Source organism: Croceicoccus ponticola, assembly GCF_004004515.1.
Classification (GTDB): domain Bacteria; phylum Pseudomonadota; class Alphaproteobacteria; order Sphingomonadales; family Sphingomonadaceae; genus Croceicoccus; species Croceicoccus ponticola.
Genome location: NZ_RXOL01000001.1, coordinates 520,486 through 542,213, shown reverse-complemented (window position 1 = coordinate 542,213; position 21,728 = coordinate 520,486). Strand labels below are relative to the sequence as shown.

Sequence of the window (21,728 nt, the reverse complement as noted above, 5' to 3'; positions counted from 1 at the left end):
TTGCCAAGCGGGGTCGGTACGACATCTTCAGGAACCATGCTCCGCGGTGGACAGGGCGCTCGGCTTGCGCAAGGCGTCGCACGCAGCATTCCAGGCCAGCATCATCGCGCCATGCCGCGCGGGATAGTCTCGTGCAGAGGCAACGAGATCGAGGCCCGGCCAGTCCGGCATGTCCGCCGACCCGCCCAGCCACGCTGCCATCGTCTCGCGCGCCGCGACGAGGTCTGTGCCGGTTAGCCCGGACGCTCCCTTTGCGAAAATGGCTGCGCTAGCTTGTCCGATGGCGCAGGCTCGCGATGCAACGCCAATCCGGGCAATGCGTCCCGCGTCGTCCAGCTCCAGACCGAGCTCAATGCGGCTGCCGCAGCTTGCCGAACGCGCTTCGCCACGCAAAACAAGGTCGGGAGCGAGGGGATATTCGGCCAGCGAAACAGCCGCCGCCAGCACTTCAGGCGTATAGAGCCGATGGCCGCTCACGCAGGCTCGCTCTCGTCCTTGGTCATCCTGTCCATCAATTCTTCGCGCCGCTCCGACATTGTTTCGACCAATGCGCCGCTCGCCGCATTGATGAAGGGATAGGAACGCGCATCCTTGGCCCAATCGGGCCGCCCCTTGGCGCTCCACACCCGGTCGTAACCGAGCGTGATGATGGCGAAAGTCAAGACGACCAACAGCAGCCCCTTCAGCAGGCCAAAGCCTAGCCCAAGCACGCGGTCGATGAAGCCAAGCGCGGAATTGCGCATCTTGGTGCCAGCCCATCGTGCGATGAAGCGCATGACGACGAGCGGAACCAGCAGCAGTGCGACAAAGGACAGCAACGACGCATTGATGTCGTTATCCTCAAAGAACACGATTATCAGGTCGGTCAGCGGCGCGTGGAACAGATAAATCGCCACAATCGCGGCGAGCCATGCCGCGACCGAGAGCACTTCGTGCACGAAGCCGCGCGACAAACCGCCAAGGCCGCTGAGCGCGACGATTACCAGCACTGCAATGTCGAACAAGGTCATGGCCGAAACAGCTATTGGCTACCCACGATACGGTCAACGAGATTAAGCAAACCCGACATCTCGCGATAGTCCATGCCCTTCCCGCTCCCCGCCTTCCCGCTACCCACCTTGTCGCTACCTTCCGGCGGGCCGCTCGCTTTTTCAAAACCGAGTTTGGCCGCCTCCTTCAGCCGGATTCCGGCATGTGCGACGGGGCGAATCTGCCCGGCCAAGGACACTTCCCCGAACCAGACCGAACGAGCTGGCAAGGCCCTGTCCGACAGCGCGGACACCAGCGCGGCGGCCACGGCGAGATCGGCGGCAGGATCCGTCAGCCGGTAACCGCCAGCGACATTGAGGTAGACTTCGGCCGTCGAAAAACTGAGCCCGCATCGAGCTTCGAGCACCGCAAGCAGCATGGCCAATCGCCCGCTGTCCCACCCCACTACAGCCCGGCGCGGCGTCGCGCCCGATTGAAGCCTTACGATGAGCGCCTGAATCTCGACCAGCACCGGGCGGGTGCCTTCGAGCGCTGGAAAAACCGCGCTGCCCGCCAACGGTTCGTCGCGGCCCGACAGGAACAGGCTCGAAGGGTTCGACACTTCCGCAAGGCCATGCCCCTCCATCGCGAAGACACCGATTTCGTCGACCGCGCCGAACCGGTTCTTCAGCGCGCGCAGCACGCGATACTGGTGCGATCGCTCCCCCTCGAAGCTCATCACGACATCGACCATGTGTTCAAGCACGCGCGGCCCGGCAATATTGCCATCCTTGGTCACGTGACCGACCAGCACCAGCGCAGTCCCGCTCGCCTTGGCAAAACGGATGAGTTCAAGCGCACAGCCGCGCACCTGGCTGACCGTGCCGGGCGCGCCTTCGATCTGGTCGGAATGCATCGTCTGGATGGAATCGATGACCAGCAGATCGGCTGCATCCATCGCGCCCAATGTGGTCAGGATATCGCGCACCGATGTTGCCGACGCCAACTTGATCGAAGCGTCCGACATGCCCAATCGTTCGGCCCGCAAGCGCACTTGCCCCGCCGCTTCTTCGCCGCTGATATAAACGACGTTGCCGCCAGCGCGAGCGATGCTGGCCGCCGTTTGCAGCAGAAGCGTCGACTTACCGATCCCGGGATCGCCGCCCATGAGCACCGCGCTGCCGGGTACCAGTCCACCACCCAGCGCGCGGTCGAATTCGGCCAGCCCGGTCTTGCGGCGCACAGGCAAGGGAACGGGTGAATCGAGCGCGACGAAATCGATCCTGCGCCCACCGCCAGACAAGTCGTGCTTGGCCGAAAATACGGTTTCCGCCGCCTCTTCCGCCATGGTGTTCCATTCGGCGCAGTCAGGGCATTGCCCCTGCCAACGGTTGCTGACGCTGCCGCAAGCCTGGCAGACATATCGACGTTTGGGTTTCGCCATGCGTATCGCCTAAACAGAACATAACTGGAACGCAAGTGGAGAACTTTTGCTTTGAATCCACCGTCATGCCTGTCATCGTTACCCAATGCGGGAGAAGGAACTGCGCATCGCGCTCGTCTGTTACGGTGGGGTCAGCCTTGCGGTTTACATGCACGGGGTCACCAAGGAGGTCCTGAAGCTCGCCGAAGCGAGCCGCGCCTTTCGCGACGGACTGCCGCAACCTGCCGGATCGCCGGGTGCCTATCACGCCCTGCTGCAGGCGATATCGGATCATGGCGCGACCCGATTGCGGGTCATTCCCGACATCCTTTCGGGAACCAGCGCCGGGGGCATGAACGCGATCTTCCTGGCACAAGCGCTGTTGACCGGTCGCTCGCTCGACCCGCTGACCCGGCTATGGCTTGAATGCGCGGACAGCGACGTGCTGATAGCGCCAGAGGCCCGGCCGGGGCACCGCTTTTCGAAAATATGGGCTCAGCCGCTGGTCGAATGGACGCTGCGCCGGCCAGGTAACGCGGTGTCGCGCACAGTCGCTCCGGAAACGCGGGAGGAAGTGCGAGGAAAGCTTTCCCGACTGATGCGCAGCCGTTGGTTCGCGCCGCCGTTTTCAGGCTCGGGCTTTTCGCGATTGATCGACGATGCTTTGCTGGCCATGCGCGAGCAGCCGCCCGGCCCGCCGTTGATGCCGAACCGGCATCCGCTTGACCTTCTCGTCACGACGACCGACTTTCGCGGCTATCGTGCGCCACTTCACGTCAACAGCCCTGTCGGTGCGGTCGAGGCAGAGCATCGCCTGCCGATATCGTTCCGCGCGTATGGTGGCGACGCTGAACTGGCGGCGCGGGCCGAGCTCGTTTTTGCTGCACGCGCTACGGCGAGTTTTCCGGGCGCCTTTCCGCCCCTACAAATTGCCGAGATCGATGCGCTGGTCGAGGAACGCTGGTTCGAATGGCCCAATCGCGACCATTTCCTGCGCCGGATCATGCCGCACCACGTCCATGCCGAAGATCTCGACAGCGTCGCACTTATCGACGGGGCCGTCCTTGTCGGCGCGCCGTTTGCCGAAGCGATTCAGGCTTTGCAGAACCGACCTTCCACGCGGGAGGTCGATCGCCGTTTCGTTTATATTGACCCGAATCCGGAATTCCGCATCGGCAATGCGCGAGCGGACAGCCGCCCGATAGGGTTTTTCACCGCGATATTCGGCGCAATGTCCGCGATCCCGCGTGAACAGCCGATACGCGATGATCTCGAACGCATTGCGCACCATTCGGCCGATGCGATGCGCATTCGCGGGATTGTCGATGCACTGCGGCCGGAAGTGGAAACGACGGTCGACAAGCTGCTGGGACATACGCTGTTCCTGGACCGTCCGAATGCCGAGCGGCTGACGAAATGGCGGCGCCGCGCCCAACAGGCAGCTGCCGAACGCGCAGGCTTTGCCTTTCATTCCTATGCGCAGGCGAAATTCGCAGGGATCGTCGACGGGCTGGCCAATCTTATCCGTCGCGCCATCGATGTCGATCCGCCCGCTCATGATGAAATCGTAGCGGCGCTGTCGCGTTTTCTCGATGCGCAGGGCCTCGCCACCCTGGCCGCGCCGGGGGGCGGCGCGAGCGATGCGGCGATCACGTTCTTTCGCACACATGACATCGGATTTCGCACGCGGCGACTGCGTTTGCTCGCACGAAGGCTGGCACCCGGCGATGTCGGCGGCGAACTGGACGCCGACTTGCGAGAGACGGCGCGCGATGCGATCTATCGGGCGCTGGCGCTCTATACCAAGCTTGACCTTGCAGAGACGATGGGCCCGGAATTCGGTGAGGCCGCCAACCGGGTATTGGAAGATCCCGAAGCTGTATTGGTCGCGATTGCCGAGAGGCGCGATCTGAAAAGCACCGACCCGCAAGTCGATGCCCTGCTCGCCGAAGGGCTTGGCTCCCTGCCCCGTGAACAGCGGCGCAAGCTGCTGCTCACTTATCTTGGCTACCCGTTCTACGACATCGCCACCCTGACCCTTCTGGGTGCATGGGGGCTGGACGAATTCGATCCGGTCAAGGTGGACCGGATTTCGCCCGAAGATGCAGGCTCGATCCGCGGTGGCAGTGCGGCATCGACCTTGCGGGGAATCGAATTCTATAATTTCGGAGCTTTTTTCAGCCGGGCTTATCGCGAGAACGATTATCTGTGGGGTCGCCTGCACGGTGCCGAAAGGCTGATCGACATCACGGCATCGACATTGGGCACCGAAGCCGCGGTTCCACCCGACGTCCTTGCGGCGATCAAGCGCGACGCTTTTCTCGCCGTACTGAACGAGGAGCGCGAGGCAGGCCTGTGCAGTCGCACGGTCATCGAACGGCTGGAACGCGAAGTGGCCGACAAGCTGGGCTGAAGCCTAACGCTTCCCGGTGAACCCGGCTTTGATCCGTTCGAAAAAGCCTTGCGATTCCGGGCATTGCGCGTCGGTTTCGCTCTGCTGGAATTCGCGGAGCAGTTCCTTCTGCTTCGTCGACAGTTTGCGCGGAGTCTCGACCTTGACCTCGATCACCAGATCGCCGCGACCCCGACCCTGAAGTACCGGCATGCCGTCGCCACGCTTGCGAAGCTGTTCACCGGACTGGATGCCCGCCGGGATGTTGACCGTGATCCATTCGTCGTCAAGCCCCGGCAACCCCACCGTTCCGCCCAGCGCCGCCTTCGTAAAGGTGATGGGCACGCGAGTAACCAGCGTGGTTCCGTCACGCTCGTAAACCGAATGGCGACGCACGTGGATGAATATATAAAGATCGCCCGGAGCCGCGCCCACCGGGCCCGCTTCGCCCTTGCCCGTCAATCGGATGCGGGTGCCGGTTTCGACGCCCGGCGGAACATTGACCTCAAGCTTCTGAGCCTGATCGACCCGGCCCTCGCCGCGACATGCGCGACACGGCTTCTCGATGACTTCGCCGCGACCGTGGCACGATGGGCATGGCCGTTCGACCATGAAGAACCCCTGTTGTGCCCGGACTTTGCCGTGACCACCGCAGATGGGGCAGCGCGTGCGATCGGTACCCGGTTCGGCGCCCGAGCCGGAGCATGGTTCGCATGTCTGCGAAACTTCGATCTCGATCTCGGTCTGCTTGCCGTGGAACGCTTCTTCGAGAGAGATTTCCATGTCGTAACGCAAGTCTGCGCCGCGACGGGCCCTGCCGCCGCCATTGCCGCCGCCGAACGCGCTGCCGAAGATCGTTTCGAAGATGTCGCCGATATCGGAAAAGCCCGCGCCGCCTCCGCCGCCGCCCTGCTGCGCCTGAGCATAGGCGGCATGACCGTAACGATCGTACGTGGCCCGCTTTTGCGGGTCTTTCAGGCAATCATAGGCAACGCTGATCGCCTTGAACTTCGCCTCGCTGTCGCCGCAACCGGGATTCTTGTCAGGGTGGTGCCGCATGGCGAGCCGGCGATAGGCGGCCTTGATCGCCTTGTCGTCCGCGGTGCGTTCGACTTCGAGAAGCTCGTAAAAGTCGATCTCGGTTTCCACTGACACTCGATCCCCACTCTGCTCGCGTTGCGGTCATGTACCACGCACAGCGTCCAAACTGCTGGAGGGCACAAATCGACGGGGCGAACCGCCGTTATGGCGTCGCCCCTCAACCTAGCGGTGCGCAGAATAATCCCGGCCCACTCTCCCTCTCGTTAACGCCATTGCGCCAACATTGGAAGAAGTGAGCCGGGAAAATCATGCGATTACCGCCATATAGGCTCAGTTTTTGCTTTCGCCTTCGTCGACTTCCGAAAATTCGGCGTCGACGACTTCTTCGTCGGCTCCGGCCTCGCTGCCCGTCGCCGCACCGGCAGCACCAGCCTCGGACTGCTGCTTTTCGTAGATCGCCTGACCCATCTTCATGGCCGTTTCGGCCAGCGCCTGGGACTTGGCATTGATCGCGTCGACGTCATCGCCTTCGAGCGCAGTCTTTGCCGCCGCGACAGCCGCCTCGATCTCGGACTTCAGGTCGGCGCCGATGGCGTCGCCGTGTTCCTTGAGCTGCTGCTCGGTCGAATGGACGAGGCTGTCGGCCTGATTGCGCGCCTCGGCACGCTCCTTGCGCTTCTTGTCCTCGTCGGCGAACTTCTCCGCGTCCTGCACCATCTGGTCGATGTCGGCGTCGGACAGACCGCCCGAAGCCTGAATGCGGATCTGCTGCTCCTTGCCGGTGCCCTTGTCCTTGGCCGACACGTTGACGATGCCGTTGGCGTCGATGTCGAACGTCACTTCGATTTGCGGCACGCCGCGCGGTGCGGGCGGAATCCCGACGAGGTCGAACTGGCCCAGGATCTTGTTGTCCTGCGCCATTTCGCGCTCGCCCTGGAAGACCCGGATCGTCACCGCCTGCTGATTGTCGTCGGCAGTCGAATAGACCTGGCTCTTCTTGGTCGGGATCGTGGTGTTGCGGTCGATCATCTTGGTCATGATGCCGCCCAGCGTTTCGATTCCCAGCGACAGCGGGGTCACGTCGAGCAGCAGCACGTCTTTGACGTCGCCCTGAAGCACGCCTGCTTGGATCGCCGCGCCCATGGCGACGACTTCGTCAGGGTTCACGCCGGTGTGCGGTTCCTTGCCGAAGAACTCCTTCACGGCTTCGCGCACCTTGGGCATGCGGGTCATGCCGCCGACCAGCACGACTTCGTCGATGTCCTTGGCCGACACGCCGGCATCGGCGAGCGCCTTCTTCATCGGCTCCTTCGTACGGGCGATCAGTCCTTCGACCATCTTTTCCAGATCGGTGCGAGTGATCGTCTTGACGAGGTGCTTGGGACCGTTCTGATCCGCCGTGATGAACGGCAGGTTCACTTCGGTTGACTGCGCGCTCGACAGTTCGATCTTGGCCTTTTCAGCCGATTCCTTGAGGCGCTGCAGCGCAAGCTTGTCGCCGCGCAGATCGATGCCCTCGTCCTTCTTGAACGCCTCGGCGAGATATTCCACGACCGCGATGTCGAAATCCTCACCGCCGAGGAACGTGTCGCCGTTGGTCGACTTCACTTCGAACACGCCGTCGCCGATCTCGAGGATCGAAACGTCGAATGTGCCGCCGCCAAGGTCATAGACCGCGATCGTTTTGCCGTCCGCCTTGTCGAGACCATAGGCCAGCGCCGCCGCAGTGGGCTCGTTGATGATGCGCAGAACTTCGAGACCGGCGATCTGACCGGCGTCCTTGGTCGCCTGACGCTGCGCATCGTTGAAGTATGCCGGAACGGTGATGACCGCTTGCGTCACGGTTTCGCCAAGATAGCTCTCGGCGGTTTCCTTCATCTTCTGAAGAATGAATGCGCTGACCTGCGAAGGGGAATAATCCTCTCCGCCTGCCTTGACCCATGCATCGCCGTTCTTGCCCTTGACGATGTCATAGGGGACCAGTTCCATGTCCTTCTTGGTCATGGGGTCGTCGAAGCGGCGGCCGATCAAGCGCTTGATCGCAAAAAGGGTGTTGTCCGGGTTCGTGACGGCCTGGCGCTTGGCCGGCTGTCCGATCAGACGCTCGCCATCTTTGGTAAAGGCGACGATCGAGGGCGTGGTACGCGCGCCTTCCGAATTCTCGATAACCTTGGGCTTGTCGCCGTCCATCACCGCGACGCAGCTGTTGGTCGTGCCGAGGTCAATGCCGATAACTTTGGCCATCTTATTCTTTCCATCCTTTGTTTTTGACACCGCGTCATTTGGGCCCCCCATTGGCGGGCAGGCCCGCCGCGCGGCTCTTGACTGCAACGGCGATATAGGGGCGGATTTGAGTGGAACAAGGGTCGTAGGTTCCCTATTTGGAAGGCCGTCCACAATCGGCTGCGGAGCCATCTCACATGCGCATCACTCCAGTTTTCATGTCCCTTGCACTTTCGCTGGCGCTGTCCGCCTGTGGATCGGAAGCGCCCGATCCGGTCCCTGCCGAAACCGTCGATGTACCTGTTGCCGCCGACGGGCCAAAGGGCGTGTCGCTCACCGATGCGCAAGTGCGGATGCCGGCAGTCGGCGGCAGGCCGGGGTCGGCATATTTCATGATTTCTTCGGATGAGCCGCGCACGATTACCGGAGTCGCGGTCATGGGCGCCGGGCGAACCGAAATGCACGAAAGCGCGATGGTCGATGGCGTCATGTCGATGAAAAAGGTCGAAACGGTCGCCCTCGAACCGGGCGAACCTCATGCGTTCAAGACCGGTGGGCATCATGTCATGCTGTTTGACATGGATGCGACAATCGCGCCGGGCGGAACGACCGACCTGACGATTACGTTCGACAACGGCGACAAGGCGTCGATCGCGGCAAAGGTCGTGGGCGCGGGCGGCATGGATATGGGCGATCACGATATGGCGGGAATGGAACACTGAGCACCGCCCAACCCGCCTGCCCCGCCGGTGGAACAAGGGGCCTGACCGACGGCGAAAAGTCGCTGGTCAGGTCCGTTTTCGGTGCCGCCATAGACCTTGCTCCGGTGACGATCCGGCGCAAACGGTGGTTTCCGTTTCAGCCTGCGAACACGGCGATGGCCCCTATGGGCCACATTCATTTCCCGGCCGAGCATGTGGATTATCACGAAGACTTCGCGGCCGCGCCGCTGTCAGCGCAAGGTTTGTTCATTCATGAAATGACCCACGTCTGGCAAGCGCAAGAGCGTGGCCGTTTCTGGCTCGTGCTGATGCGCCATCCGTTCTGCCGGTACGATTACGCGATAAGGCCGGGCCAGCCGCTGCGATCGTACGGCATTGAACAGCAGGCGGAAATCGTGCGGCATGCCTTCCTGCTTGAACGCGGCTACAACCTTCGCGGGGCGCCCGCACTGGCGCAATTGCAGACGATCTTGCCATTCGCACACGCGTAAAAAAAGGGCGCGGAAACCGAAGTTGCCGCGCCCACTATCGTCATTTCCAGATCAAGGAAGCTATCGCTCAATATCGGGGATCGACCGGATAGCCCGACGTACCGTAGCAATCGTCGTCCAGCCTGCCGTCGCGGTCATAACCGCTGCAGTCCTTGTCCTTGTCCATGAAATAGCCACCGACCGCACCGGCTGCGGCGCCAACGGCGGCGGCGGTGCCAATGTCGGCGCCGGTCACGGCCCCGACAGCGGCCCCGGCGGCCGCGCCAACCGCGGCTCCTTCGACGGCATAGTTCTCGGCACAGCCCGCGGTTGCCAGCGCGGCGGCGGCAATCGCGGGAATGGTCAGTTTCTTGTAGTTCATCGCATCATCTCCGTTTCGCCCCGTTGCACTGGACTTACGTGAAAGCGCGAAGGAAGTTCCTGAAGTAACACGAGTTGTTTGTATCAGTCCGGCTTTTTCGCCACTCCGACCATGGCGGGGCGCAACAGGCGACCCTTGATCATGTAACCGGCCTGCATTTCCTGCACCACCGTGCCCGGTTCAGCATCGGTGCTCGGGATTTCGACTACCGCCTGATGCTGGTTGGGATCAAGCGGCATGCCGCGGGCGGCGATGCGGCTGATGCCGTGCTGGCCGAAGACATTGTCGAGTTCGCGCGATGTCGCTTCGATGCCGGCAACGAGGCCCTTCATCTTGTCGTCTTCGCGCAATTCTTCGGGGATAGCCTCCAGCGCGCGGGTCAGGTTGTCGGACACCGAAAGCACGTCGCGCGCAAAACCGGTGGCGGCATATGTACGCGCGTCCGCAATGTCCTTTTCCATCCGGCGACGCACGTTCTGCGTCTCGGCACGGGCGTAGAGTACCTGCTGCTTGGCTTCGGCCAATTCTTCCTCAAGCGCGGCAAGGCGCTCGTCGGTGCTTTCGACCTCAGCGTCTTCGCCGCCCTCGAGCATGTCCTCGGGCACGCCATTCAATTCGTTCTCGACCGCTTCGTCGCGGGTCCGTTTGTCGCTCATCGCGCTATAAATTCCTGTCTGTTACCGGTCAGCCTTGACCGGTGATCCGCCCGAGGCTCAGCCCCAGGCTCCGTGCGGTGAAATCCACCATGGGGACGAGCCGGCCGTAATTCAACCGCGTCGGCCCGATCACGCCCACGACTCCGATGACCCTGCCTTCGCGATCGCGATAGGGGGATGCAATGACCGAGGAGCCGGAGAGCGAGAAGAGCTTGTTTTCCGATCCGATGAATATCCGCGCGCTTTTCGCATCGCGGGCGGAGGCGAGAACCGCCGCAACCTGTTCGGATCGTTCGATATCGTCGATCAGCGACCGGACGCGTTCCAGATCCTCCACCGCCGCTTCGTCCAGCAGGTTCGCCTGTCCCCTCACGATCAGAACAGGGCGGCGCGCAGCATCCTCGCTCCAGATCGCCAGCCCGCGTTCGACAAGATCGCGCGCCGCCGAATCGAGCGAAGCCCGTTCGCCTGCCAGCTCGCGCTTCACCGCCGCTGCGGCTTCGGCCAGCGTTCGCCCGGCAAGTTGCGCTGAAATGTAGTTGGCCGCCTGTTCCAGCGTACTGGCGTCCGTGCCTGCCGGCAGGTCGAGCACGCGATTTTCAATCGCGCCGTCCTCTCCAACCAACACGGCCAGAGCCCGACCGTTGCCCAGCGGCACGATGGTCATCTGCAACAAGCGCGGTTCGTGCGCCGGCACCATGACAACGCCGGCACAGGCGGAAAGGCTGGACAGCATCGCCGATGTCTTGGCCAGCGCGTCTTCCACCGGGCCGGGCCGCGCGAGCTCGCGCTCAATGGCAAGGCGTTCGGCCTGGCTGGGTTCAGCCACTTGCATCATTCCGTCGACGAACAGGCGCAGACCGGATTCGGTCGGCATCCGCCCAGCGCTGGTATGCGGTGCAGCCAAAAGGCCCAAGCGTTCGAGATCGGCGAGCACCGACCGGATCGATGCGGGAGAAAGATTGATCCCCTCGGCGTTGGCCAGCACTTTCGATCCGACGGGTTGGCCCGAATCGATGAACCCCTCGACCACCAGCCGAAAGATGTCGCGGGCGCGATCGGTCATTTCAATGAGGGGCGGTCCTTGCATGCCCCTTATTTAGGGCATCCCCTTGCGGCCTCAAGCCCGATGCGACTAACGCCAGCGCCGAAACACGTTATCGCAGAAGGAATCACCACAAATGCGCCCATCCGGCCGCGCCGCAGACGAGATGCGGGCGATTACCATTGAGACCGGCTTTACCAAGCACGCCGAGGGGTCTTGCCTTATCAGCTTTGGCGAAACCCGCGTGCTGTGCACCGCCAGCGTTGAAGAACGCCTGCCGCCATGGTTGCGTGGCAAAGGCGAAGGCTGGGTCACGGCGGAATATTCGATGCTGCCGCGCGCCACGCACACCCGTGGCGGACGCGAAGCGGCAAAGGGCAAGCAGACTGGCCGAACCCAGGAAATCCAGCGCCTGATCGGGCGTTCGTTGCGGGCCGTGACCGACCTGAAGAAGCTTGGCGAACGCCAGATCACGCTCGACTGCGACGTGCTTCAGGCCGACGGCGGCACGCGCACCGCGGCGATTTCCGGCGCATGGGTCGCGCTGCGGCTCGCCGTTCAGGGCCTGATGGACAAGGGCGAGATCAAGGCCGATCCGCTGACGTCCAAGATCGCCGCAGTGTCGTGCGGCATCTTTAAGGGCACGCCGGTGCTCGATCTTGATTACGACGAGGATTCGAACGCCGATGCGGACGCCAACTTCGTCCTGATCGAAGGGGGCCAGATCGCAGAGGTGCAGGCCACGGCAGAAGGCGCGACATATGACGAAGAAGGCCTCCTTCGTCTCCTTCGCCTTGCCCGCACCGGCTGCGATTCGATTTACCGAGCGCAGGATATCGCCGTAAAATGAGCGATAGGCCCCATCTCAATTCCGGGCGGCTGGTCATCGCCACGCACAATGCGGGCAAGCTGAAGGAAATTTCGGCCCTGCTCGCGCCCTATGGCGTGGATTGCATCAGCGCAGGTTCACTCGGCCTGCCAGAACCGGCGGAGACGGGCACGACATTCGTGGAAAACGCGCTGATCAAGGCGCGCGCGGCGACACAGGCTTCGCAGATCGTCAGCCTTGCAGACGATTCGGGCCTATCGGTCGCCGCGCTGGATGGCCGGCCCGGCGTCTATACCGCCGATTGGGCCGAACGGCAGTGGTTCGAAGGCCCTGCCGGGCGCGACTGGTACATGGCGATGGGCAAGGTCGAGGGAATGCTCGCCGAAAAGGGTCCGGACACGCCGCGCGACGCGTGGTTCTCCTGTGTCCTCGCCATTGCATGGCCCGACGGGCGCGAGGCCGTTTACGAAGGCCGTGTCGACGGATCGCTGACTTGGCCGCCACGCGGCACGATGGGCTTCGGGTACGATCCGGTCTTCGTGCCAAAGGGGCGCGACGTCACCTTTGCCGAGCTTGCACCTGAGGAAAAGCACGCGATGAGCCACCGCGCCGACGCCTTTCGCAAGCTGGTTGCCGAACAGTTCGGCGCCTAGAGCACCGGCTTTCCATAAATGTTGCCTGCGGGCCAGTAACGGCACACCAGCCAATCGTTGGTGCCACCCGGCGCCACTGCACAACCGATGTCGGTCGTTTCGCGCCAGATCAGCTGGGTATAATGGCCGACGTCGCGCCACTGGCCGGTGCGGCTGACTTGTGGGAAATTGCCGCTTTTGAAATGGCGCTTTTCCGCGACCATCCCTTCGACCATTTCCTCGGCCGAATAGAAACCGGCGCGACCGGCCCAGAGGTTTTCGCCCGCTCCGCCGCGCTCGGCATTGCTGGCATGAACCATCGCCTGTTGCCGGGCGAGTTTTTGCGCATAGGCCTGCGCCTGCGCAGCCAGTTTCGGGCTCCACCGCAAGTCGGGCACGCCCATCTTTCGTCGTTCATCGTTGTGCGCACCAAGCAGGCGTTCGGCAAAGCTGCCACCGCCCACGCGCTCGACCCAGCCGCGCTCCTTCGAAGAAGCGACGCCGGATGCGCCAATCGCTACCACTGCTGCGAATGCGCCGGCCATGCCCAACGCCCAGAATCTGACCCGTCCCATGGCCGCCATCTTGACTTTGCCGGGTTAACAGGCGCTGAAATACCGGCATGGCCCTCGCGCTTTATATCCACTGGCCCTTCTGTCTGAAGAAATGCCCCTACTGCGACTTCAACAGTCATGTGCGCAGCGGAGTGGACATCGGCGAGTGGGAACGCGCGCTGCTGTCCGACATGGCTTACGAAGCCCGGATCACCGGCAAGCGCGAATTGGGCTCGATCTTTTTTGGCGGCGGCACTCCTTCGCTAATGCCGCCGACGCTAGTAGAACGGCTGATCGCACAGGCTGCCGAGCACTGGACCTTTGCCGCCGATATCGAGATCACGCTGGAGGCCAATCCGTCGAGCGTTGAGTCGGCCAAGTTTGCCGATCTCGCCCGCGCAGGCGTCAATCGCTCCTCGCTGGGCGTGCAAAGTTTCGATGATAAAACATTGAAATTTTTGGGTAGATTGCACGACGCTGGCGAAGCGGTTGAAGCGATTGGCATCGCGCAAAAGCATTTCGACCGCGTCAGTTTCGACCTTATCTATGCGCGCCCCGGCCAGACACGGGCGCAATGGCAATCGGAGCTTGGCGCCGCGCTCGCCTTCGGAACTGGACATCTGTCGCTGTATCAGCTGACGATCGAACCTGGCACGCGCTTTGCCACTGATTTTCGAAAAGGCGCGTTCGAGATGCCGGACGAGGAAATCGCCAGCGAACTTTTCGAATTCACCCGGTTCCGGACCAAGACCGCAGGCTTGCCGGCATACGAGACGAGCAACCACGCTCGGCCCGGAGAGGAGAGCCGCCACAACCTCACTTATTGGCGATATGGCGACTATGTCGGCATCGGCCCCGGCGCGCATGGACGCCGCGGGGGAATCGCGACGCAGCGGCATCGCAAGCCGGAAAATTACCTGTCGGCAGTGGCGGAGGCGGGGCACGGACTGGTGGAGCAACGCGTCCTTCCGTCTGGCGAACAGGCGGCAGAAGCCATGATGATGGGCCTGCGCCTGGGCGAAGGCGTCGATCCCTCCGCCCTCGCCGCTCGTTTCGGCATAACGGAAAACTGCTTGCTCGACGCCGAACGGACAAAACTGGTCGAACAACTGGGCTTCGTCACACGCGAAAATGGGCGGTTGCGTGTCACCGGCAGGGGGATGGTCGTGCTCGACAGCCTGATTGCGGAAATCGTCGGTCCGGACCTGATGGACGCGCCGTGAGTACCGTATCGTCCGTCGACATGGATTTTCGCGCAGAAGCGATCCTGTCCGACTGGCACGGGCATCTCACCCATAATTTGCGTCGTTCGCCGCATACCGTTCGAGCCTATGTCGCAACGGCGGAAAGGTTGTTGCGTTTCGACGGCATGGAACCGACGTGGAATGCGCTGGCCGAGGCTGAGCAGCAGGTCTTGCGGCGCTATCTCGCGTCGCGGCGAGCTGACGGACTAACGAACAATTCGGCTGCACGAGAGCTTTCCGCCATCAAGTCGTTCCTGAAGTACAGTCGTGAGAAGTCTGGAAAGTCAGGACAATCGGCACCACGCATGCGCGGACCCAGAGTCAAGAAAGGCATACCCAGAGCCGTCACGCCGGACGAGGTCGTTAACCTGACCGGGATGGTGGACGACGAAGCCAGTCAGCCTTGGATTGGCGCACGCGATCGCGCGGTGCTCCTTCTGCTCTATGGATCCGGCCTGCGAATTGCCGAGGCGCTGTCGTTGAATGGCGACGCGGCACCGCTGGGCGAGACGATCACCGTGACCGGCAAGGGCGGCAAGCAGCGCGCCGTGCCGGTCCTGCCCATCGTCAGCGCGGCCGTCGATGCCTACGTCGCCGCAACGCCCTTCACGCTCGACCCCAACCAGCCGCTGTTTCGCGGCGCGCGCGGAGGTAGATTGGCGCAGGGCATCGTGCAAAGAGCCGTGGCGCGCGCGCGACAATCGCTCGGCCTTCCGCCAACCGCAACGCCGCACGCCTTGCGCCATTCGTTCGCGACGCATTTGCTGGCGGCAGGAGCGGATTTGCGCAGTTTGCAGGAGTTGCTGGGCCACGCCAGTCTCGGCTCGACGCAGATTTATACGAAAGTAGACGCCGCAACGCTGCTGGACGTCTATCGAAATGCCCACCCGCGCGAAACCGACTGACTATTCAGCGGGTTCTTCGACCGATTGCACCTGGCGCGGGGTCCACGTGATCACACGGTAGGCATACCATGCGGCGCCAACCAGAATCATGCCCAGCACGATATAGCTCAACACCTGTTCGAAATTGCCGAACCAGTTAGCCAAAAGCGAAGCGCTGCCGATAAGAGCCGCGTTCCAAAGCGACGAACCCATGAACGTGAAGATCAGGAACCGCGATGTTCCCATGCGGGCAAGGCCTGCTGGCAAGGATATGATAGTTCGCATCAGTGGCGAAAAGCGCAGGAAAAACACGACCCATTGCCCATGCTTGCGAAAAAACCGCGAGCTGCGTTCGATATCGCACCAGTCAAGCGTCAGCCATCGGCCATGGCGATCGACAAAGGGACGCAAGCGTTCGTAACCCATCTTCTTGCCGGCCAGAAACCATAAGTAGTTGCCGACGGTGGAGCCGAGGGTGCCCCAGAACAACACTGGCCAGAATGCCATGCGACCGGCGTGAACGGCCACGCCGGCAACACCCATGATGACTTCGCTGGGGATGGGCGGGAAAATATTTTCCAGCGCCATCAGCAAGGCGATGCCGATGTAGCCGCCGCCCTCGATCAGCTGGATGATGAAATCTTGCATGGGGTTGGGAACGGACGGACCGCCAGAAAGGTCCGTCAGCCCAGCTTGTTCGTTATTCGGACCGTCCCGCCGCGATGCGCGTTTCGATCGCCTCCCAGATCATGGCGGACGTATCGGTGCCGTTAAACCGGTCGATCGACACGATACCGGTCGGGCTGGTCACGTTGATTTCGGTGAGCCACTTGCCGCCGATCACGTCGATGCCGACGAATACGAGGCCCAGTTCCTTGAGCTGCGGACCCATCGCGGCGCAGATTTCCTCCTCAGCCTCAGTCAGCTGACTCGCTTCGGCAAAGCCGCCTTGCGCCAAGTTCGACCGAAATTCGCCCTCTCCCGGTTTGCGGTTGATCGCGCCAGCAACGACGCCGTCGACCAGCACGATGCGCTTGTCGCCCAGCGCCACTTCGGGAAGGAATGGCTGGACCATGAAGGGTTCGGGCCAAGTTTGCAGGAACATTTCGACCAGCGCAGACAAATTCGCGCCATCGGGGCCGATGTGGAACACCGCCTTGCCGGCATTGCCGTGCAGCGGCTTTATCACCACGCCGCCGGGGTGATCGGCGGCATGTTCGGCCATGAATTCGCGCACATCCTCGATCCGCCGGGTGATCAGCGTCGGAGGCATGAAACGCGCGAAATCGAGGACATAGACCTTTTCAGGCGCATTGCGGACGGCAACAGGGTCATTCACCACCAGAGTTTCGCCCCGGATGCGTTCAAGCAGCCAAGTGCCCGTCAGATAGCCGAGGTCGAAGGGAGGGTCCTGTCGCATCAGGACGACATCTACATCGCTGCCAAGGTCGATGGTGCGATGTTCGCCGAGTTCGAAATGATCGCCTTCGATCGCGCGGACGGTTACCGGCGCGGCCCATGCGGTGACGCGGCCCCCGCCCTTGCCGTCCGATTTCCATGCCAGCGTGCGCACGTCGTAGTGGAACAGCGCATGCCCCCTGCCCTGCGCCGATATCATCAGCGCGAAACTGGAGTCCCCGGCGATCTTGATCGATTCCATCGGGTCCATCTGGATGGCGACGCGCAAGGGAGTGGTCACGGACATATCCTCGATTCTGCAGATTCGGTCGGCCTAGAATTGGCCGGCATTGGCCAGATGGCGCGGCAGCCGCCCCGGCGCAAGGAGCAGCACGTCGATCCGCATGTCGTCACCGTCGCGAAGGTACTTGTGCGCCTCCGCTTCTGCCGCGGCGCAGACCCGCGCGAGCCGGCGCGCGTCGATGGCAAGATCCAGTTCCTGCGCCCTAGCGCGCCATTTGACCTCGACGAAGATGACCATCGTTCCGCGCCGGGCGATCAGGTCGATCTCTCCCGCAGGATTGCGGACCCGTTCGGCAAGGACGCGCCAGCCTTTGGCGCGAAGGTACATCGCGGCCGCGGCCTCGCCCTTGCGACCCTGCCGTTCGGCGCGAACGCGGCTTGGCGCCGGTTCGGTCATTTGAGTTCCAGCGCGCGGGCATAGAGCACCTTGCGATCCAGCCCGTATTCCCTGGCCAGACGAGCCGCCGCCTGCGACGGCTTGTGATCGGCCAGTTCGGCCTGCAACAGCGCGTCGATATCGAGATCGTCGGTGCTCGCCTCTCCGGGGGGGGCGATAATCAGCACGATCTCTCCCTTGGGCGGGTGCGATGTATAATGGTCCGTCAGTTCCGCGACCGAACCGGACCGGCACTCCTCGAATTTCTTGGTCAATTCACGCGCCACGGCCACTTCGCGCCCCGGCAGAACCGCCTCTATCGCCGCCAGCGCGTCGAGTAGACGCGGCGAAGTTTCATAAAAGACCAACGTCGCACGAACTGCACCCAGTTCGCCCAGCACGTCACGGCGCGCCTTGTCCTTTACCGGCAAAAATCCGCCAAACAGGAAACGGTCAGTGGGCAATCCCGACAGCGTCAGCGCGACGATCAGCGCGCTTGGCCCCGGCACGCTGACCACGGCGATGCCGCGTTCGCGCGCTTCTCGAACCAGCTTGTATCCGGGATCGGATATCAGTGGCGTGCCGGCGTCGGACACCAGCGCCACCGCTTCTTGCGTTGCCATCGCCAGCAAGCGTTCGCGGACGGACCCGTCGGCATGGTCATCGTATCGGATCAGGCGCTGCTTGATACCGGCGTGATGCAGCAGTTTGCCGGTTACACGCGTGTCTTCGCAAGCCACCGCGACGCACGCTTTGAGCACCGCCAGCGCGCGCGCGCTCAAATCCCCGAGATTGCCAATTGGTGTAGCGACAATATACAGGCCCGGGTACAGGCTGGATTCAGTCACCGAGTTTTCTTTTGCAGCGGACATATTCGATGCCAATGCACGGGAATTTCAGGGAGAAGCAAGCATGAACACGCACGGGTCCTTCACGCGAAGGGGCACGATGCGCGCCGGCACCGTCGGCCTTCTGGCACTTTTGCTGGCAGGTTGCGCCGGAGTGGTACCGAAAAGCGAGGCTCCGCCGCCACCGCCGGAACAGCCCAGAGCGGGCCAGTTGCCCGATCAGGACGAATCGCGTCATCGCATCGCCCTGCTCGTTCCGCTGTCGGGCGCGAATGCTGGCGTGGGGCAAAGCCTTGCCAACGCCACGACAATGGCGCTGCTCGATACCAACACCGCGAACATCCGCATCACGACATATGACAGCGCCACCAATGCCAAAAGCGCCGCTCAGCGGGCGATTGCCGACGGCAACCGACTGATCCTGGGGCCGTTGCTGTCAGACGACGTCGCGGCGGTGAAGGCTGTAGCGGGTCCTGCACGTGTCCCGATGATCAGTTTCTCAAACGACGCGACGGTCGCTGGCGACGGCGTCTATGTCATGGGACAGGTTCCGGCTCAGTCGCTCGAACGGTCGCTGCGCTATGCGTCGTCGCAAGGCCTGAAGACGTTCGGCGCATTGGTGCCCAGTGGCGAATACGGGCGCAGCGCATCCGAAGCTATCATGGACACCGCGCGCGAAACCGGCATCCGGGTCATGGCGATCGAAAGTTACGATCGCGATGCGACTTCGCTGGCTAACGCGATCAAGCGGCTGGCGGCCAAGGGCGACTATCAGGCCATCGTGATTGCCGACGGTTCGCGCATGGCCGTTCGCGCCGGCCCGCTGATCCGCGATGCCGAAAAGGCGGCGAAGATCATCGGCACCGAATTGTGGAGCGGCGACGAACAGATCGCGCAGTCCGCATCGCTGCGCGGGGCATGGTTTTCTGCCCTGAGCGACGGTCGGTTCAAACGTTATTCGGATAGTTACAAGACCCGGTTCGGCGCTTCACCCTATCGCATCTCGACGCTGGGCTACGATGCGGTCCTGCTGACCATCAAGATCGCGCGCGACTGGCGCGTGGGCGATCGCTTTCCGACTACGCCGCTGGCCGATGCCGGCGGTTTCATCGGCCTCGATGGGGCGTTCCGATTCGACAAAGGCGTGGTGGAGCGTGCTTTCGAAGTGCGCGAAGTCACTTCGACTGGGGTGAAGGTCCTCGCTCCTGCGCCGGCCAAGTTCTGATCGGCTGCGGTTCACTGCATCGTCCTTGCTGGACGGCACTGGCGATAACTCCCCCGGCGCGCTTGCCCAAAGGCCGCGCCGGGACCAAGTGTTCTCATTATGTCTGATGACCTGTTCGAGAATGCGCCCGCCACCTCTGGTGAGGCTTACGACGGCTCCGCCATCGAAGTGCTGGAGGGGCTCGAACCCGTTCGCCGTCGCCCCGGCATGTATATCGGCGGCACCGACGAACGGGCGCTGCACCACCTTGCCGCCGAAGTCATCGACAACGCGATGGACGAAGCGGTGGCAGGGCATGCCAACCGGATCGAGGTAACGGTCGACGTCGGTCCGGACGGCACGGCGGGCACGATCACGGTCAGCGACAACGGTCGCGGCATTCCGGTCGACGAACATCCCAAATATCCTGGCAAGTCTGCGCTCGAGGTGATCCTGACCACGCTGCATTCCGGCGGCAAGTTTTCGGGCAAGGCTTATGCCACCAGCGGAGGCCTTCACGGTGTCGGCGTGTCGGTGGTCAATGCCTTGTCGATCGAAACGCGGATCGAGGTTGCCCGCAACAAGGAGCTTTACGCGCAGACGTTTTCGCGCGGCCTCCCGGTCACGCCGCTCGAACGGGTGGGCGCGGCCCCCAACCGGCGCGGCACGACCGTCACGTTCACGCCCGATCCTGAAATCTTTGGTGCCCAGAAATTCAAGCCCGCCCGCCTGTTCCGGCTCGCCCGATCGAAGGCATACTTGTTCGCGGGAGTCGAAATCCGCTGGAAATGCGCCGCCGCTCTGACCAGCGACGACGTGCCGACAGAGGCCGTGTTCCAGTTTCCCGGCGGCCTTGCCGACCACTTGCGCGAACAGATCGGCGACCGCGAATGCGTGACGACCGAATTCTTTTCAGGCTCGCAGGATTTCGCGGCCAACGAACAGGGTGAACAAATGGGCCGAGTCGAATGGGCGATCGCCTGGCCATTGTGGTCGGACGGTGCCTATTCGTGGTATTGCAATACGATCCCGACACCTGATGGCGGCGCCCACGAACAGGGTTTGCGCGCCGCGCTGACCAAGGGGTTGCGCTCATTTGCCGAACTGATGAACCAGAAGAAGGCCAAGGACATCACGCCAGACGACGTGGTAACCGGCAGCGAGGTCATGCTCTCGCTCTTCATCCGCGACCCCCAGTTCCAGAGCCAGACGAAAGACCGACTAACCAGTCCCGAGGCTGCAAGGCTGGTCGAAAACGCGGTGCGCGATCACTTCGACCACTTTCTCACCGACAATATGGAACGCGGCAAGGCGTTGCTGGGCGCGGTGATGGAACGGATGGATGATCGCCTGCGCCGCAAGCAGGAGCGCGAGGTCAAGCGCAAGACCGCGACAAACGCGAAGAAGCTGCGCCTGCCAGGCAAGTTGACCGACTGTTCGGGCGAAGGCAGCGGCGAGACCGAACTGTTCATCGTCGAAGGCGACAGCGCCGGCGGCAGCGCCAAGCAGGCGCGCGACCGCAAGACGCAGGCGATCCTTCCGATCCGCGGCAAGATCCTGAACGTCGCCAGCGCCAGCAACGACAAGATCCGCGCCAATCTTGAAATCGCGGACCTTGCGCTCGCGCTGGGATGCGGGATGCGCAAGGATTGCGACCCGGAAAACCTGCGTTACGACCGCGTCATCATCATGACCGACGCCGATGTCGATGGCGCGCATATCGCGACCTTGCTGATGACGTTCTTCTTTCGCGAAATGCCCGAAATCGTCCGTCGCGGGCACTTGTTCCTCGCCCAGCCCCCGCTCTATCGCCTGACCGCCGGGAAAGAGAGCCGCTACGCCCGCGACGACGTGCACCGCACCGAGCTTGAGGCAACGGTCTTCAAGGGCAAGAAGGTCGAGGTGTCCCGCTTCAAGGGTCTTGGCGAGATGAACCCGCAACAGCTCCGCGAAACGACGATGAGCCCGATCAGCCGAAGCCTGATCCGCATTACCCTGCCGACCGAATTCGAACAGCGCGCCAGTGTCGGCCGGCTGGTCGATGAGCTCATGGGTCGCAACCCCGAGCACCGTTTCAACTTTATCCAGAACCGCGCGGGCGAACTGGATCGCGGACTGATCGACGCCTGAACC

At 62.7% G+C, this 21,728-nt stretch carries 22 protein-coding genes; 9 read left to right on the top strand and 13 right to left on the bottom strand.

The genetic code is table 11. The features are described from left to right. Nucleotides 1-27: 27 nt before the first annotated feature. From EKN06_RS02630 to radA, 3 genes are read right to left on the bottom strand one after another with little or no spacing between them, the layout of a single operon-like run. On the bottom strand, nucleotides 28-477 hold the full coding sequence (locus EKN06_RS02630) for an iron-sulfur cluster assembly scaffold protein (RefSeq protein WP_127611309.1): 450 nt from the start codon (nucleotides 475-477) through the stop codon (nucleotides 28-30). Next, nucleotides 474-1,010: a CvpA family protein gene (locus EKN06_RS02625; protein ID WP_127611308.1), complete on the bottom strand. Its 537-nt coding sequence runs from the start codon at nucleotides 1,008-1,010 to the stop codon at nucleotides 474-476. Before EKN06_RS02625 ends, EKN06_RS02630 begins: the two co-directional genes overlap by 4 nt. An 11-nt stretch (nucleotides 1,011-1,021) precedes the next feature. Next, nucleotides 1,022-2,413: a DNA repair protein RadA gene (radA, locus tag EKN06_RS02620; protein ID WP_127611307.1), complete on the bottom strand. Its 1,392-nt coding sequence runs from the start codon at nucleotides 2,411-2,413 to the stop codon at nucleotides 1,022-1,024. Between the two features lie 85 nt (nucleotides 2,414-2,498). Here radA and EKN06_RS02615 point away from each other — a divergent pair, with 85 nt between their 5' ends. Further along, entirely contained in the window at nucleotides 2,499-4,805 is a 2,307-nt protein-coding gene (locus tag EKN06_RS02615; RefSeq protein ID WP_127611306.1) for a patatin-like protein, read from the top strand. 3 nt (nucleotides 4,806-4,808) lie between these two features. Here EKN06_RS02615 and dnaJ read toward each other — a convergent pair whose 3' ends face one another. Next, nucleotides 4,809-5,933 (bottom strand): molecular chaperone DnaJ, encoded by a 1,125-nt coding sequence (gene dnaJ, locus EKN06_RS02610; protein WP_127611305.1) that lies wholly within the window; start codon nucleotides 5,931-5,933, stop codon nucleotides 4,809-4,811. A 222-nt stretch (nucleotides 5,934-6,155) separates the two neighbouring features. Continuing rightward, nucleotides 6,156-8,069, bottom strand: a complete 1,914-nt coding sequence (gene dnaK / locus EKN06_RS02605) for a molecular chaperone DnaK (protein WP_127611304.1) — start codon at nucleotides 8,067-8,069, stop codon at nucleotides 6,156-6,158. Nucleotides 8,070-8,266: 197 nt separating this feature from the next. Here dnaK and EKN06_RS02600 point away from each other — a divergent pair, with 197 nt between their 5' ends. Continuing rightward, nucleotides 8,267-8,770, top strand: coding sequence for a copper chaperone PCu(A)C (locus tag EKN06_RS02600; protein WP_164843907.1), 504 nt, complete (start codon nucleotides 8,267-8,269; stop codon nucleotides 8,768-8,770). Between the two features lie 164 nt (nucleotides 8,771-8,934). Next, nucleotides 8,935-9,261, top strand: a complete 327-nt coding sequence (locus EKN06_RS02595) for a hypothetical protein (RefSeq protein ID WP_420810744.1) — start codon at nucleotides 8,935-8,937, stop codon at nucleotides 9,259-9,261. Nucleotides 9,262-9,328: 67 nt separating this feature from the next. Here EKN06_RS02595 and EKN06_RS02590 read toward each other — a convergent pair whose 3' ends face one another. The 3 genes from EKN06_RS02590 to hrcA all read right to left on the bottom strand — a co-directional run bounded on the left by EKN06_RS02590 (nucleotide 9,329) and on the right by hrcA (nucleotide 11,368). After that, entirely contained in the window at nucleotides 9,329-9,622 is a 294-nt protein-coding gene (locus tag EKN06_RS02590; RefSeq protein ID WP_127611301.1) for a YMGG-like glycine zipper-containing protein, read from the bottom strand. Between the two features lie 83 nt (nucleotides 9,623-9,705). Next, entirely contained in the window at nucleotides 9,706-10,278 is a 573-nt protein-coding gene (gene grpE, locus EKN06_RS02585; protein WP_127611300.1) for a nucleotide exchange factor GrpE, read from the bottom strand. A 28-nt stretch (nucleotides 10,279-10,306) separates the two neighbouring features. Further along, nucleotides 10,307-11,368, bottom strand: coding sequence for a heat-inducible transcriptional repressor HrcA (gene hrcA / locus EKN06_RS02580; RefSeq protein ID WP_127611299.1), 1,062 nt, complete (start codon nucleotides 11,366-11,368; stop codon nucleotides 10,307-10,309). 91 nt (nucleotides 11,369-11,459) lie between these two features. Between hrcA and rph the strand changes: the two genes are divergently transcribed. Both rph and rdgB read left to right on the top strand, forming a co-directional pair. Further along, on the top strand, nucleotides 11,460-12,173 hold the full coding sequence (gene rph, locus EKN06_RS02575; RefSeq protein ID WP_127611298.1) for a ribonuclease PH: 714 nt from the start codon (nucleotides 11,460-11,462) through the stop codon (nucleotides 12,171-12,173). Beyond that, complete coding sequence (gene rdgB, locus EKN06_RS02570) at nucleotides 12,170-12,805, top strand: RdgB/HAM1 family non-canonical purine NTP pyrophosphatase (RefSeq protein ID WP_127611297.1); 636 nt, start codon at nucleotides 12,170-12,172, stop codon at nucleotides 12,803-12,805. Before rph ends, rdgB begins: the two co-directional genes overlap by 4 nt. Here rdgB and EKN06_RS02565 read toward each other — a convergent pair. Further along, nucleotides 12,802-13,359: a CAP domain-containing protein gene (locus tag EKN06_RS02565; protein WP_240654565.1), complete on the bottom strand. Its 558-nt coding sequence runs from the start codon at nucleotides 13,357-13,359 to the stop codon at nucleotides 12,802-12,804. The genes rdgB and EKN06_RS02565 overlap by 4 nt on opposite strands. Nucleotides 13,360-13,406: 47 nt before the next feature. Here EKN06_RS02565 and hemW point away from each other — a divergent pair, with 47 nt between their 5' ends. After that, nucleotides 13,407-14,561, top strand: coding sequence for a radical SAM family heme chaperone HemW (hemW, locus tag EKN06_RS02560; protein ID WP_127611295.1), 1,155 nt, complete (start codon nucleotides 13,407-13,409; stop codon nucleotides 14,559-14,561). A 20-nt stretch (nucleotides 14,562-14,581) separates the two neighbouring features. After that, entirely contained in the window at nucleotides 14,582-15,487 is a 906-nt protein-coding gene (locus tag EKN06_RS02555) for a tyrosine recombinase XerC (RefSeq protein WP_127611949.1), read from the top strand. On the opposite strand, the gene EKN06_RS02550 is transcribed toward EKN06_RS02555, so the two are convergent. Genes EKN06_RS02550 through rsmI form a run of 4 tightly spaced genes read right to left on the bottom strand, consistent with a single transcriptional unit; the run spans nucleotide 15,488 to nucleotide 18,415 of the window. Further along, entirely contained in the window at nucleotides 15,488-16,114 is a 627-nt protein-coding gene (locus EKN06_RS02550; RefSeq protein WP_127611294.1) for a DedA family protein, read from the bottom strand. Between the two features lie 52 nt (nucleotides 16,115-16,166). Beyond that, nucleotides 16,167-17,165, bottom strand: a complete 999-nt coding sequence (gene gshB, locus EKN06_RS02545) for a glutathione synthase (protein WP_276317263.1) — start codon at nucleotides 17,163-17,165, stop codon at nucleotides 16,167-16,169. A 33-nt stretch (nucleotides 17,166-17,198) separates the two neighbouring features. Further along, on the bottom strand, nucleotides 17,199-17,564 hold the full coding sequence (locus tag EKN06_RS02540; RefSeq protein ID WP_127611292.1) for a YraN family protein: 366 nt from the start codon (nucleotides 17,562-17,564) through the stop codon (nucleotides 17,199-17,201). After that, nucleotides 17,561-18,415, bottom strand: a complete 855-nt coding sequence (gene rsmI, locus EKN06_RS02535) for a 16S rRNA (cytidine(1402)-2'-O)-methyltransferase (RefSeq protein WP_127611291.1) — start codon at nucleotides 18,413-18,415, stop codon at nucleotides 17,561-17,563. The genes EKN06_RS02540 and rsmI overlap by 4 nt, the downstream gene beginning before the upstream one ends. A 40-nt stretch (nucleotides 18,416-18,455) precedes the next feature. On the opposite strand from rsmI, the gene EKN06_RS02530 reads away from it, so the two are divergent. Next, nucleotides 18,456-19,616 carry a penicillin-binding protein activator gene (locus EKN06_RS02530; protein ID WP_127611290.1) on the top strand — a complete coding sequence of 387 codons (1,161 nt, stop codon included), beginning with the start codon at nucleotides 18,456-18,458 and terminating at the stop codon, nucleotides 19,614-19,616. A 99-nt stretch (nucleotides 19,617-19,715) separates the two neighbouring features. Further along, entirely contained in the window at nucleotides 19,716-21,725 is a 2,010-nt protein-coding gene (parE, locus tag EKN06_RS02525; RefSeq protein WP_127611289.1) for a DNA topoisomerase IV subunit B, read from the top strand. Nucleotides 21,726-21,728: the final 3 nt, after the last annotated feature.

Bases quoted from the DNA above. Each gene is read 5' to 3' on its own strand.
- rsmI (WP_127611291.1), bottom strand. From the start codon at position 18,415: ATGTCCGCTGCAAAAGAAAACTCGGTGACTGAATCCAGCCTGTACCCG.
- EKN06_RS02615 (WP_127611306.1), top strand. From the start codon at position 2,499: ATGCGGGAGAAGGAACTGCGCATCGCGCTCGTCTGTTACGGTGGGGTC.
- EKN06_RS02590 (WP_127611301.1), bottom strand. From the start codon at position 9,622: ATGAACTACAAGAAACTGACCATTCCCGCGATTGCCGCCGCCGCGCTG.
- EKN06_RS02530 (WP_127611290.1), top strand. From the start codon at position 18,456: ATGAACACGCACGGGTCCTTCACGCGAAGGGGCACGATGCGCGCCGGC.
- EKN06_RS02555 (WP_127611949.1), top strand. From the start codon at position 14,582: ATGGATTTTCGCGCAGAAGCGATCCTGTCCGACTGGCACGGGCATCTC.
- parE (WP_127611289.1), top strand. From the start codon at position 19,716: ATGTCTGATGACCTGTTCGAGAATGCGCCCGCCACCTCTGGTGAGGCT.
- EKN06_RS02540 (WP_127611292.1), bottom strand. From the start codon at position 17,564: ATGACCGAACCGGCGCCAAGCCGCGTTCGCGCCGAACGGCAGGGTCGC.
- hemW (WP_127611295.1), top strand. From the start codon at position 13,407: ATGGCCCTCGCGCTTTATATCCACTGGCCCTTCTGTCTGAAGAAATGC.
- radA (WP_127611307.1), bottom strand. From the start codon at position 2,413: ATGGCGAAACCCAAACGTCGATATGTCTGCCAGGCTTGCGGCAGCGTC.
- EKN06_RS02600 (WP_164843907.1), top strand. From the start codon at position 8,267: ATGTCCCTTGCACTTTCGCTGGCGCTGTCCGCCTGTGGATCGGAAGCG.
- dnaK (WP_127611304.1), bottom strand. From the start codon at position 8,069: ATGGCCAAAGTTATCGGCATTGACCTCGGCACGACCAACAGCTGCGTC.
- rdgB (WP_127611297.1), top strand. From the start codon at position 12,170: ATGAGCGATAGGCCCCATCTCAATTCCGGGCGGCTGGTCATCGCCACG.
- EKN06_RS02565 (WP_240654565.1), bottom strand. From the start codon at position 13,359: ATGGGACGGGTCAGATTCTGGGCGTTGGGCATGGCCGGCGCATTCGCA.
- rph (WP_127611298.1), top strand. From the start codon at position 11,460: ATGCGCCCATCCGGCCGCGCCGCAGACGAGATGCGGGCGATTACCATT.
- EKN06_RS02625 (WP_127611308.1), bottom strand. From the start codon at position 1,010: ATGACCTTGTTCGACATTGCAGTGCTGGTAATCGTCGCGCTCAGCGGC.
- EKN06_RS02595 (WP_420810744.1), top strand. From the start codon at position 8,935: ATGGGCCACATTCATTTCCCGGCCGAGCATGTGGATTATCACGAAGAC.
- EKN06_RS02550 (WP_127611294.1), bottom strand. From the start codon at position 16,114: ATGCAAGATTTCATCATCCAGCTGATCGAGGGCGGCGGCTACATCGGC.
- grpE (WP_127611300.1), bottom strand. From the start codon at position 10,278: ATGAGCGACAAACGGACCCGCGACGAAGCGGTCGAGAACGAATTGAAT.
- hrcA (WP_127611299.1), bottom strand. From the start codon at position 11,368: ATGCAAGGACCGCCCCTCATTGAAATGACCGATCGCGCCCGCGACATC.